The sequence below is a fragment of the Pseudodesulfovibrio karagichevae genome, from assembly GCF_041414475.1.
GTDB classification, from domain to species: Bacteria; Desulfobacterota; Desulfovibrionia; order Desulfovibrionales; family Desulfovibrionaceae; genus Pseudodesulfovibrio; species Pseudodesulfovibrio karagichevae.
Window position 1 is genome coordinate 101,459 of sequence record NZ_JBGLYH010000005.1, and the last position, 11,535, is coordinate 112,993.

Consider the following 11,535-nt stretch of genomic DNA (forward strand, 5'->3'; position numbering starts at 1 on the left):
TTTATTTTCCCTCTTTGAATTTACAAGTGTTTGATTTTATATGATATTTGTAAAATATTGCCATTCCTTCGGCCTTTGGCACAGGGGTTGCTACTTAGAGAAACAACTTCTTCCTTTTTTTGCACACGAGAAAGCAAGGCTTCACCGGATGGTCCGATGAAGCCTTTCTCGTATGGTCTGCGCTGAAATAATATCATCAATTAAAACAGTATGTTAATGCACTCGGGTATCGCTTTCTGGCTGGATGTGCGGCGCGTCCGGAGGGCGTCCGGGCGTCGGGAGAGCTTGGCGGCAGGGTAAAAAAAGTGGAATCCTCCTCCGCCGGATTTGACTTCGCGGCCGTGTTTGGGGACAGTCCTGCCGTATCCATCAGCCAACGGAGCGTGCCATGGGCAAAGTTCGAACCTGCCCCCATTGCGGGGGCGAGATAGAAGTGTATCGGAATCCCACCCCGACCGTGGATGTGGTCATCGCCATGCCCCTGCCCGAAGGCGGGGAGGGCGTGGTCCTCATCAAGCGGCGCAATCCGCCGCTGGGCTGGGCCCTGCCCGGCGGGTTCGTGGACTACGGCGAGACCTGCGAACACGCGGCCGTGCGCGAGATGCGGGAGGAGACCGGGCTGGCCGTGCGGTTGACCGGCCTGCTCGGGGTCTACTCGGACCCCAACCGCGACCCGCGCGGCCACACCATGAGCGTGGTCTACACCGGCGCGCCCGAGGATCCGTCGCAACTCGCGGCGGGTGACGACGCGGCCGAGGCGCGGGTCTTCCCCCTGGGCGAGTGGCCCGAGCTGGCCTTTGACCACGCCCGGATTCTCGTGGACTATGCGGCCTCGCTCAAGGCCCGCGACTGCCCCTGCCCGGACGCTGATTGACTTGGCCCGGGGCCGGGCGTAGCTTCCCGGGACCGGCCTTTCCCGAACCGACCGCATTCAAGGTAAGACGATCATGCGAACCCTGTGCATAACCCTCGGAGACCCCTGCGGCCTCGGCCCCGAGCTGGTCACCCGACATTTCCTGGACGCGGGCGAGCCCTCGGACCGGTTCCTGCTCATCGGCCCGGCCCCGGCCCTGGACCGTGAGCTGGCCCGGCTGGGCGCGGCCCGCTTCTTCACCCCCCTCGATTCCCCGGACCGGATCACGGACAAGGGACCCGGCGTCTACCTCTACCAGCCGTCCGAACTGGACGATGTCTGCTTTCCCCCCGGCGCGCCGTGCCGCGAGGGCGGGCTTTCGGCGGGCGTCAGCCTGGACGCGGCCATCGACGTCCTCAAGTCCGGCCTGGCCCAGGGGCTTTTGACCTGCCCCCTGAACAAGGCCATGCTCAACGCCGCCGGGTTCGACTTTCCCGGCCATACGGAATTTCTCGCCGAAAAGCTCGGCGTGGGCCGCGACAACGTGTGCATGCACCTGTGCGGCCACGACCCGGACGACCCCTCGCCCAAGCTGCGCGTTAGCCTGGCGACCACCCATCCGCGGCTGCGGGACGTGCCCGCCCTGGTCACCAGGGAGCGTATCCTGCACTGCCTGCGGCTGACCGCCGACTTCATCCAGCGCCTCGGCCTGGAGGGCCCCATCGGCGTGTGCGGCCTGAACCCCCACGCCGGGGAGTCCGGGCGCATCGGCGACGAGGAGATCACGACCATCATCCCGGCCCTGGAGCAGGCCCGCGCCGAGGGCATCGACGGGGCAGGCCCCATACCCGGCGACACCATTTTCCACTTCGCGGCCAAGGGCCAGTATCCGGCCGTGCTGGCCATGTACCACGACCAGGGGCTCGCGCCGCTCAAGCTGCTCCACTTCAGCCGCGCCGTGAACGTCACCCTCGGGCTGCCGTACCCGCGCACCTCGCCCGACCACGGCACCGGCTACGATCTGGTGGGCACGGGCGAGGCGTCCATTGACAGCTTCCGGGCCGCCCTGGACATGCTCCGAAAACTGGTTGGCGAGGCGGAATGACCATGTTCAAGCGCTACGTCCTCCTCGACCGCGACGGGACCATCATCTTCGACAAGCATTACCTGCACGACCCCGAGGGCGTGGAGCTCCTGCCCCAAGCCGTCGAGGGCCTCAAGCGCATGCAGGGCATGGGCTTCGGCCTGGCCGTGCTGACCAACCAGAGCGGCGTCGCGCGCGGCTACTACGACGAGGACGCGGTCCACGCCTGCAACGACCGCATGATCGAACTTCTCGCCGCCGAGGGCGTGCACATAGACGGCGTCTTCTATTGCCCCCACGAGCCCAAGGACAAGTGCAACTGCCGCAAGCCCAAACCCGGACTCATGGAACAGGCCGCCGCCGAACTCGACTTCGATCCCGCCCAGGCGTTCATGATCGGCGACAAGTCCGCCGACATCGGGCTGGGCAACAACACCGGCGCCGCCACCATCCTCGTGCGCACCGGCAAGGGCGCCGCCCAGGAATCCAAATGCGGCCACCGCGCCGACCACGTCTGCGACGACCTCTTCGCCGCCGCGCTGTACATCGAAAGCTTGATGTAGGGGGAAGAGTGCCTCCGGCGGCCGGGGGGAAGGGGAGAGGGGGAACCTTTTGAGAAAAAGGTTCCCCCTCTCCCCTTCCCCCCGGGACCCCCCAACCCCTCTCTCCCTCCCAAACTTTTTTGAAGAGAGCGCATTCATGCTTCATCCGCGAAGCGGTATAAAAAGTTTAGGAAGGAAAGGGGGATGGGGGGCCGGGGGCAACCAAACGAAAAAGGGCTCCCGTCGGGGAGCCCTTTTCGTTGAATATCGTAGTGGTCGCCTAGCCCATTTTTTTCTGGGCGAATTTGAGCATTTTGACGGCTTCGGCGAAGCCGGGGTTTATTTCCACGGCCTTGTTGGCGGAGCTGGCCATTTTGCCCCATTTGCGCCAGTCGTAGTAGAGGCGGCCCATGTTGTAATGCAGGTATTCGTCTTCGGTGGTCAGGGTCAGGGCCTTGAGGTAGTATTTCTCGGCGGTCTCGAAGTCCTGCATCTTGCGCAGGACCATGCCGATGCGGTTGTACAGGTGGATGGCGTTGGGGTCGTCCTTGAGCGCCTCGTCCAACATGGCGTAGGCTTCCTTGTACCGGCCCGCGTTGAGGTAGCGGTCGGCGATGTCGGCCTTGAGTTCCGGGTCGCCGCTGAAGGAGCGCACCAACTGGTCGAAGGTCGCGATGGCCTTGTCCCAGTCCTGGGCGTCCAGGAAGGCTTGGCCCTTTTCCAGTTCGGCCAGTTTCTGGGCGTTGAGCGCATCCAGGTCGCCCTGAACCTCTTCATTGAGGGCTTTTTGCAGCTCCTGGAGCAGTTCGCGCATGGCGTCGAGCAGGGGACGCTCCTTGCCGGGCTCGTAGCTGATGACCAAGGGGTAGATCTTGCGCAGCTCCTTGTCGGAGTTGAGCACGTAGGTGACCTTATGGAGGATTTCCTCGAACTCATCCCGTTCGTTCTTCATGACCTGAGTCTTGAGGAAGAGAATGAGGCCGTCGTGAACCGCCTGCACCGCGGGCATGTATTTGCCCTTTTTTAGGAGCGTGGCGACGGAATTCAGCTTCTTTCGCGATTTGATCAGATCTGATGACATGAGTCGTTCCTGGCTATGGTTCGGCGGGGTTATATCCCGGTACTTTCCTTGACCATATCACGAAATCTCGGAAAGAAATAGCGGCTGTCGTGCGGACCGGGGCCGGCTTCCGGGTGGTACTGGATGGCCAGGATGGGTTTTTCCCTGTGGCGGAAGCCCTCGAGGGTGTTGTCGTTCAGGTTCACGTGGGTTTTTTCAAGGAAATCGATACCCTCGACATCCACGCAGAAGCCGTGGTTCTGGGAGGAAATTTCGATTTTCTCGGTCTGCAGGTCCATGACGGGGTGGTTGCAGCCGTGGTGGCCGAACTTGAGCTTGTACGTGGTGCCGCCCATGGCCAGGCCGAGGATCTGGTGGCCCAGGCAGATGCCCGCCACGGGCAGGTCTTGGCAGAGATCTTTGGCCGCTTCCACGGCGGTGGTCACGGCCGCCGGGTCGCCCGGGCCGTTGGACAGGAACACGGCGTCCGGGCCGAGCTCGCGCGCCTGGGCGGCGGTGTAGGTGGAGGGCAGGACGATCATGTCGAAACCCTCGGCCTCCATGAGGCGCAGGATGTTCCACTTGATGCCGTAGTCGTAGACCACGAGCTTGGGGCCTTTGCCCTTCCAGGCGAAGTCCTTGATGTCGTCGATGTACACCGGCTTCTTGCCGTCCCAGGTGTAGGGCTTTTCGCAGGACACGCGGTCGGCCAGGTTGAGGCCTTCCATGTTCTCGATGGACCGGGCCTTTTCGACCAGCTCGGCCGGGTCGGCGTCGCCGGTGGCGATGTAGCCCCGCTGGGCGCCGTTGATGCGCAGGTGGCGGGTCAGGGCGCGGGTGTCGATGCCCTCGATGCCCATGACCCCGGCCTCGGTCAGGTAGTCGGGCAGGGACATGGTCGAGCGCCAGTTGCTCGGCTTCTTGCAGCATTCCTTGACGATGAAGCCGGCCGCCTGGACCTTGTGCGACTCCACGTCTTCGGGGTTGATACCGTAGTTGCCGATGAGCGGGTAGGTCATGGTGACCATCTGTCCGGTGTAGGACGGGTCGGTCAGGATCTCCTGGTAGCCGGTCATGCCGGTGTTGAAGATGACCTCACCGGAGGCTTCGCCCTGGCCGGTGAAACTCGTCCCCTTGAAAATCGTGCCGTCTTCGAGGGCAAGAATCGCTTTCATCAATGGTTCTCCAGAATGGTCTTGACCTTGACGAGGTCCTCGGGCCTGTCCACCCCGTGGCAGGCGTGCCGCGTCTCGGTCACGTAAATATCGATACCGTCTTCGAGCAGACGGAGCTGTTCCAGTTTCTCCCGCTCCTCCAGGGGGCTCGGGTCCAGGCTGCCGAACCGCTCCAGGGCCTCCATGCGGAAGGCGTAGAGCCCGATGTGCAGCAGGAAGCCGTGCATCTTCCCGTCGCGGTCGAAGGGCACCAGCGAGCGGGAGAAGTAGAGCGCGCGCCCGTCGGTCGCCCGGACCACCTTGACCCGGTCGGGCGAGGCCGCCTCGTCAGGGCCGATGGACGTGGCCAGGGTGGTCACCCGGACCTTGCGGTTCTCGAAGGGCCGGACCAGCTCGGTGAGCATGTCCGGTTCCAGGCACGGCTCGTCACCCTGGATGTTAACCACTACCGCGTCGGAGTCAATGGACAGGGCCCGAGCCGCCTCGAGCACGCGGTCCGTGCCGCTGGAGTGGTCGTGCCGGGTCATGACCACGGGCACGTTCAGGGCCTTGGCCGCGTCGAAGATCCGGTCATCGTCCGTGGCCAGGGTCACGCTGGTCATCCGCGGGCAGGCCGAGGCCCGCGACCAGACGTGCCAGAACATGGGCCTGCCGCCGATCTCGACCAGAGGCTTGCCCGGAAACCGCGAGGATTCGTACCTTGCGGGGATGATGCCGTGACATTCGGGAAATTCGCTCATTGCTTGGGTAGCGTATTTAATCCTTATTAAGAGAATCGGCAACCTGTTTGGCGACCGCTTCCGCGCCGCCCCTGCGGTCCCGGATATACCGCTTCGCGGCGGCGGCCACCTCCCGGCGGGGCGGGGTGTGGTCGATAATTTTCTTGAGTGATTCCAAGGCTTCCTGCCAGCCGGACGCCTCCACTGCCAGGCCCGAGTCGAGGAGTTCGCGCCCGACCCAGGCGAAGTTTTTCCAGTGCGGGCCGGTCACCGGGGTCACGCCGCTGGTCAGGGGCTCGAGAAAATTCTGCCCGCCGAGGGGGGCCAGGGAGCCGCCCACGAAGGCGGCCGTGGCCAGCCCGTAGGCCGGGACCAGCTCGCCGAAGGTGTCCCACAGGATGACCGTGCCGGGTCTGGCCGGTCCGGTCAGCCGGGAGCGCAGCACCCAGTTGAGTCCGGCCCCGTCCATGGCCCTGCGCCACAGGTCCAGGTGGTGCATGTGGCGTGGGAACAGGCCGAGCACCGTTGTCGGGCGCTCGGACATGAGTCCGGCGGCCAGCCGGGTGACGTCGTGCTCCTCCTCCCGGCGCACCGATCCGAAGATGACGAACGGGTCGCCCTCGCGGATCAGGTCCCTGAGCGGGTTGTTCTTGCGGGGCATGGGCCCGGCGTCGCCCATGCGGTCGAACTTGATGTTGGGCATGCCCCCGACGCGCTCGCGGCCGAACAGGGTGCCGAAGCGGCGGCCGTCGGTCTCGGACACGGCCATGATCAGGTCCGGGGCCAGGGCCCGGAACAGGCCGGGCCAGGACATGTACCCGGCCAGGGATTTGGTGGTCATGCGCCCGTTGGCCAGGAGCACGCGGACGTTCCCGGCCTTGCAGGCGGACAGGAAGCCCGGCCATATCTCGGTTTCGAGGATGACGGCGAGCTTCGGGTTCACGCGCCGGACCATGCGGCCCATGAGCTCGGGGGCGTCGAAGGGGAAATACCACGGCTGGACCGCCAGTCCGGCCTTGCGCCCGTTGATCTCCTCGGCGGCCCGCAGCAGGGTCTGGTATCCCTGCAGGGTGTTGGTGGTCACCAGCACGCGCAGGGTCTCGGCCCCGGTCGGCTTCAGGTGCCTGAGCACCTCCCAGGCCAGGTAGGCCTCGCCGCCGCTGGCCGCCTGCATCCACAGGTCGGCCGGAGCGGGCATGCCCCCGGCCAGGGTGCGCTGTTCCCAGCCGTCCTTGAGCCGTCCGTTGAGCCCGAGCAGGGGCAGGGCGAGTTTCCAGGCCAGCCCGTAGGCCTTGAGGGCCAGGCCCACACCGGTCATGGCCATCTAGCCCCTGCCTTCCAGGCCGAGCCGGATGAGCTCGCCGATCAGTTCGGTGAAGGAGTAGCCCACATGCGCGGCCGCCCTGGGCAGCAGGCTGGTGGGGGTCATGCCGGGCAGGGTGTTGACCTCGAGCAGGTAGGCCTCGCCGTCGGCGGTGGCGATGAAATCGCCCCGGCTGTAGCCGGTCAGGCCGAGGGCCGCGTGGGCCACGAGCATCTGTTCCTGGATGGACGCGGACAGCGCCTCGTCCACCGGGGCCGGGCAGATCTCCTCGGCCCCGTCGTCGGCGTACTTGTTCTCGTAGTCGAAGAAATCGGACCCGTCCCTGGGGGTGATCATGATCAGGGGCAGGGCTTCCCGGCCCAGGATGCCGCAGGTCAGCTCCATGCCGGGGATGAAGGTCTCGACCAGGGCGGACTGGCACATGGCGAAGACCTTGTCCAGCGCGGCCGGGAACTCCTCGGCCGTCCGCACCAGGGACATGCCCAGCGACGAGCCGCCCTTGTCCGGCTTGACGAAAACCGGCAGGGGGAGCTTGAGCGCGGTCCCGCGCCCCTGGGTGGGCGTGATCAGCTGCCAGTCCGGGGTCTGGATGCCGTTGGCCTCGAAGACCTCCTTGGCGGCGGCCTTGTTCAGGGCCAGGTAGGAGGCGGCCGGGCCCGCGCCCTGGTAGGGGCAGCCCGCCTTGTCCAGCACGGCCTGGATCAGGCCGTCCTCGCCCGGCGTGCCGTGCAGGTTGATGAAGGCGAAGTCCGCGCCTTTGGCTATGGAGAGCAGATTGCGGAAGTCGTCGGCCGGGTCGAAGAAGGTGACGTCGTGGCCGAGTTCATCCAGGGCGGCCCGGATTTTTTTGGCTCCGGACAGGGAGACGTCGCGTTCGTCAGACCAGCCGCCCGCTATCAAAATCACATGCATTGAGGTCCACCTCGAGTGTGTCGCATAACAGTTGTTCCAGCTCCAGGGCCTGCCGCTTGGTTTCGCCGATGCGGTCCTGGAGGTTCAGGGGGATGCCGTACCGCACGATCAGGTCGTCGAAGCGTTCCTCGACGGATACCAGCCGGTTGTGATTCACGCGTTTGTCCGCGTAGAGCACGGCCAGGGGCGGGAAGTAGCGCGTCAGGTCCAGGGCGAACGGCCAGTAGACGTGGTGGGTCACTCCGATGGCGATGACCGGGTTGCCGGTCAGTTCCATGACCCAGGCCCCGCCCAGCTGGCTGTGGTTGCCGCCGTGGCGGATGCAGTAGGTCTTGGCCAGATCGTGGAGCAGGGCCGAGGCGCGCACCGTGGGCACGTCCACGTCCATCCCGATTTTCACGGCCCGCCTGGCCAGGAAGGTGGCTACGTCCGCCACCATGCGGCTGTGTTCGGCCACGTTGTCGAGCATGGCGTAGTCTTCCCAGTACCGGGTGCATTGGGCGTCGTCCGGGACGAACAGCCGGGGATCGAGCCGGGCCGGGGGCGGAGGGGGCAGCGGCGACCGGCGCGAACCGGCGGCGTTGGCGGTGTTTTCCTTGGCAGACATGGCGTGCGTGCGCAAAGCGCGTCGGGTTGGCGGGATGCACAAGCGCATCCGATGGTTCCCATCTACCAGCACGGCCGGAAAAAATAAAGCCGGTGGACCCTGGAAAAACGGCCATCGCGACACCCAGCCCATTCATATCCCTGAATTCTGGCGGTACTCCGATACTTGTGCTAGGGATGGGATAGTGGGAGGACCGCATGAAGTATCTGGTCATACTGCAGTTGGTCTTTTTCCTGGGCGGACTGGCGGTTCTGGCCCTGGCCTGGCGCATGCGCCACGTCAACCGGACGCCGCGGCTTCCGGGCGTCTCCTGGTGGGCGACCGGGTATGCGGCCATCGGGCTGGCCGCCATCGGTTCCGGGGCGGACTTCTACTACGGCGACTGGATCAAGGGCTTCGTCTCCCACCTGCTGCTGACCGGCGGCGTGGCCCTGGTCTGGATGGGCACCCGGCTCTTCTTCGAGGGCCGGCTGGGCGGCCAGGCCGTCACGGTCTCGGCCATCCTCATGGCGGGCGAGGCGCTGGGCATCCTCTGGTACTACTTCGCCGACCCCTCCTACCAGGCCCGGCTGACCATCACCTGCGTGGTCCTGCTCATCCTGTCCATGAGCCTGTCCATGAGCCTGTTCCTGTCCCGCTTGGACGACCGGGCGGTTATCGCCGCAGGGGTGTGCTACTCCCTCTTCGCCCTGCTCAACGGGCTGCGGACCCTCTCCATCCTGATCAACCCGGTGCCTTTCACCCACTACCTGTCCGGCCCCATGGCCGTGGCCGCCACCGCGTTGATGCTCCCGGTTCTGCTGGCGGCCCAGGCGGCCACCCTGATCATGATTCGCGACGCGATCCGGGGAAAAAAACGGCGATAGGACCGAAGAAATCCCTCCCGGGCGTCCTCCGGCCCTCCCGCAGCGGCCACCGGCCGGTCCGGCGGGTTTTTCATTTGCCCATATCCTGGAGAGGGTATATGACTGTCGCTAACCTGAAGAAACCGGTTCCGAAATCAGCCTAAAGGACTATGCTTTGAGCTTTGAATTACTGGAAAAGTTCCGTGATCCGGACCTGTGCCGGAAAATTCTCGACAAGATGGAATCCGAGCTGGACCGGGAGCTGCGCTTCATGGAGGTTTGCGGGACCCACACCGTGGCCATCTTCCAGTCCGGGCTGCGCTCCCTTCTCCCCGAAAAAATCGTGCACCTCTCCGGGCCGGGCTGTCCGGTCTGCGTGACCCACGAGTCCGAGGTCAACGCCTTTCTGGACCTGGCCGGGCACGACAACGTCATCCTGGCCACCTTCGGCGACCTCATGCGCGTGCCCGGAGACAAGGGCCGCAACCTCAAGAAGGCCGTGGCCGACGGGGCGCGGGTCAAGGTGGTCTATTCGCCCTTCGACACCCTCAAGCTGGCCAAGGAGAATCCCGGCGATCTGGTGGTCTTCATCGGTGTGGGCTTCGAGACCACGGCCCCGACCATCGCCGGGACCATGAAGATGGCCCGCGAGCAGGGCATCGACAACCTGCGCATCCTCTGTTTCCACAAGACCGTGCCCACCGCGCTCGACGCGCTGCTGTCGGACGAGGCCATCAACATCGACGGCTTCATCCTGCCCGGCCACGTCTCGGCCATCATCGGCGTGGAGCCCTACAAGTTCATCGCCGAGAACTACGCCAAATCCGCCGTGGTCACCGGGTTCGAGCCCCTGGACATCCTCCAGTCGCTGAACCAGATGATCGAGTGGCGAAACAAGGGCGAGGCGCACGTGGCCAACAACTACACGCGCATCGTCGGCGAGCGCGGCAATCCCAAAGCGCTCGAGATCATGTACGAGGTCTTCGAGCCCTGCGACGCCCTGTGGCGCGGCCTGGGCCTGATCCCCGGCTCCGGCCTTGAAATCCGCCCCGAGTGGGAGTCCTTCGACGCCAAGAAGCAGTTCGGCATCGAGATCAAGGAGAGCCCGGCCCTGCCCGGCTGCAAGTGCGGCGACATCCTCAAGGGCGTCAAGCAGCCGGACCAGTGCCCGCTGTTCGGCAAGGCCTGCACCCCGGCCAACCCGGTCGGCCCGTGCATGGTCTCCACCGAAGGCTCCTGCGCCGCCTACTATAAATACAAATTGGATTAATCATGTCTGACAAGGTTCTTCTCGACTACGGCAGCGGCGGCCGCGCTTCCCAGCGCCTCATTTCCGACCTCTTTCTCAAGTATCTCGGCAACGACGAACTCGACCGCCTCAACGACGCGGCGGTCCTGAACCTGTCCGGCCGGATCGCCATGTCCACCGATTCGTTCACCGTGGACCCGATCTTCTTTCCCGGCGGCGACATCGGCTCCCTGGCCGTGCACGGCACGGTCAACGACGTGGCCATGATGGGCGCGGTGCCGCGCTACATCACCTGCGGCTACATCATCGAGGAAGGGCTGCCCATGGCCGACCTGGAGCGCATCGTCAAGTCCATGGGCGAGGCCGCCGATCACGCCGGGGTCAAGGTCGTCACCGGCGACACCAAGGTCGTGCCCAAGGGCGTCTGCGACAAGATATTCATCAACACCACCGGCATCGGCGAGGTCATCGCCGACCCGACCCCGAGCGGCGACGCGGCCAGGGTTGGCGACGCGGTCCTGGTCTCCGGGACCATGGGCGACCACGGCCTGACCGTGCTCGGCACCCGCGAGGGGTTGGACTTCGAGGCCAAGGTCCAGTCCGACTCGGCCGCGCTCAACCACCTCCTGGTCAAGCTCGTCCGCGAGCTGCCCGAGGTCCACGTCCTGCGCGACCCCACCCGCGGCGGCCTGGCCACCACCCTGAACGAGATCACCAAGAGCTCCAACGTCTGCTGCGAGCTGACCGAGACCAGCATCCCGGTGCGGCCCGAGGTCAAGGGCGGCTGCTCCATCCTCGGCCTGGACCCGCTCTACCTGGCCAACGAGGGCAAGTTCATCTGCATCCTGCCCGGCGAGTACGCGGACAAGGCCCTCGAAATCATGCACGCCGACCCGCTGGGCCAAGACGCCTGCCGCATCGGCACCATGACCGACGCCAACCCCGGTAAGGTCGTCCTCGTCACCCAGCTCGGCGGCAAACGCCTCCTGGGCATGCTCGAAGGCGAACAACTCCCGCGCATCTGCTAGCGCGCCACGTACCAATAAAAAGTCCCCGCCAGTATGCGCTGGCGGGGACTTTTTTTGTCTCCGGCGGCCGGGGGAAGGGGAAGGAAAACCCTTTGAAAAGGGCTTTTCCTTCCCCTTCCCCCGGACCCCCATCCCCA

Annotated in this window: 12 protein-coding genes; 6 read left to right on the top strand and 6 right to left on the bottom strand. The window is 65.2% G+C overall.

Annotated features, from left to right (window positions below):
• Positions 1-388 precede the first annotated feature (388 nt).
• The 3 genes from AB6M95_RS03540 (at position 389) to gmhB (ending at position 2,500) form a co-directional block, all read left to right on the top strand.
• The gene (locus AB6M95_RS03540) at positions 389-874 is read left to right on the top strand and encodes an NUDIX domain-containing protein (protein WP_371385352.1); all 486 of its coding nucleotides are present in this window, start codon (positions 389-391) and stop codon (positions 872-874) included.
• Positions 875-947: 73 nt separating this feature from the next.
• Positions 948-1,958 (top strand): 4-hydroxythreonine-4-phosphate dehydrogenase PdxA, encoded by a 1,011-nt coding sequence (gene pdxA / locus AB6M95_RS03545; protein ID WP_371385353.1) that lies wholly within the window; start codon positions 948-950, stop codon positions 1,956-1,958.
• Positions 1,959-1,960: 2 nt separating this feature from the next.
• Positions 1,961-2,500, top strand: a complete 540-nt coding sequence (gmhB, locus tag AB6M95_RS03550; RefSeq protein ID WP_371385365.1) for a D-glycero-beta-D-manno-heptose 1,7-bisphosphate 7-phosphatase — start codon at positions 1,961-1,963, stop codon at positions 2,498-2,500.
• Between the two features lie 259 nt (positions 2,501-2,759).
• Here gmhB and AB6M95_RS03555 read toward each other — a convergent pair whose 3' ends face one another.
• The 6 genes from AB6M95_RS03555 to AB6M95_RS03580 are packed head-to-tail and all read right to left on the bottom strand — an operon-like array spanning position 2,760 to position 8,276.
• The gene (locus AB6M95_RS03555) at positions 2,760-3,560 is read right to left on the bottom strand and encodes a tetratricopeptide repeat protein (protein WP_371385354.1); all 801 of its coding nucleotides are present in this window, start codon (positions 3,558-3,560) and stop codon (positions 2,760-2,762) included.
• A 29-nt stretch (positions 3,561-3,589) separates the two neighbouring features.
• Complete coding sequence (carA, locus tag AB6M95_RS03560; RefSeq protein ID WP_371385355.1) at positions 3,590-4,714, bottom strand: glutamine-hydrolyzing carbamoyl-phosphate synthase small subunit; 1,125 nt, start codon at positions 4,712-4,714, stop codon at positions 3,590-3,592.
• On the bottom strand, positions 4,714-5,454 hold the full coding sequence (gene kdsB / locus AB6M95_RS03565) for a 3-deoxy-manno-octulosonate cytidylyltransferase (RefSeq protein WP_371385356.1): 741 nt from the start codon (positions 5,452-5,454) through the stop codon (positions 4,714-4,716). The genes carA and kdsB overlap by 1 nt, the downstream gene beginning before the upstream one ends.
• Positions 5,455-5,470: 16 nt before the next feature.
• Positions 5,471-6,757 (bottom strand): 3-deoxy-D-manno-octulosonic acid transferase, encoded by a 1,287-nt coding sequence (locus AB6M95_RS03570; RefSeq protein WP_371385357.1) that lies wholly within the window; start codon positions 6,755-6,757, stop codon positions 5,471-5,473.
• Complete coding sequence (locus AB6M95_RS03575) at positions 6,758-7,669, bottom strand: D-alanine--D-alanine ligase family protein (protein WP_371385358.1); 912 nt, start codon at positions 7,667-7,669, stop codon at positions 6,758-6,760. It lies immediately after the preceding gene.
• A complete protein-coding gene (locus AB6M95_RS03580) occupies positions 7,635-8,276 on the bottom strand; it encodes an HD domain-containing protein (RefSeq protein WP_371385359.1) in 642 nt (213 codons plus the stop codon). The genes AB6M95_RS03575 and AB6M95_RS03580 overlap by 35 nt, the downstream gene beginning before the upstream one ends.
• Before the next feature lie 197 nt (positions 8,277-8,473).
• On the opposite strand from AB6M95_RS03580, the gene AB6M95_RS03585 reads away from it, so the two are divergent.
• The 3 genes from AB6M95_RS03585 (at position 8,474) to hypE (ending at position 11,398) form a co-directional block, all read left to right on the top strand.
• Complete coding sequence (locus AB6M95_RS03585) at positions 8,474-9,142, top strand: hypothetical protein (RefSeq protein ID WP_371385360.1); 669 nt, start codon at positions 8,474-8,476, stop codon at positions 9,140-9,142.
• A 154-nt stretch (positions 9,143-9,296) separates the two neighbouring features.
• Positions 9,297-10,391 (top strand): hydrogenase formation protein HypD, encoded by a 1,095-nt coding sequence (gene hypD / locus AB6M95_RS03590; RefSeq protein WP_371385361.1) that lies wholly within the window; start codon positions 9,297-9,299, stop codon positions 10,389-10,391.
• A gap of 2 nt (positions 10,392-10,393) precedes the next feature.
• Complete coding sequence (gene hypE / locus AB6M95_RS03595; RefSeq protein WP_371385362.1) at positions 10,394-11,398, top strand: hydrogenase expression/formation protein HypE; 1,005 nt, start codon at positions 10,394-10,396, stop codon at positions 11,396-11,398.
• Positions 11,399-11,535: the final 137 nt, after the last annotated feature.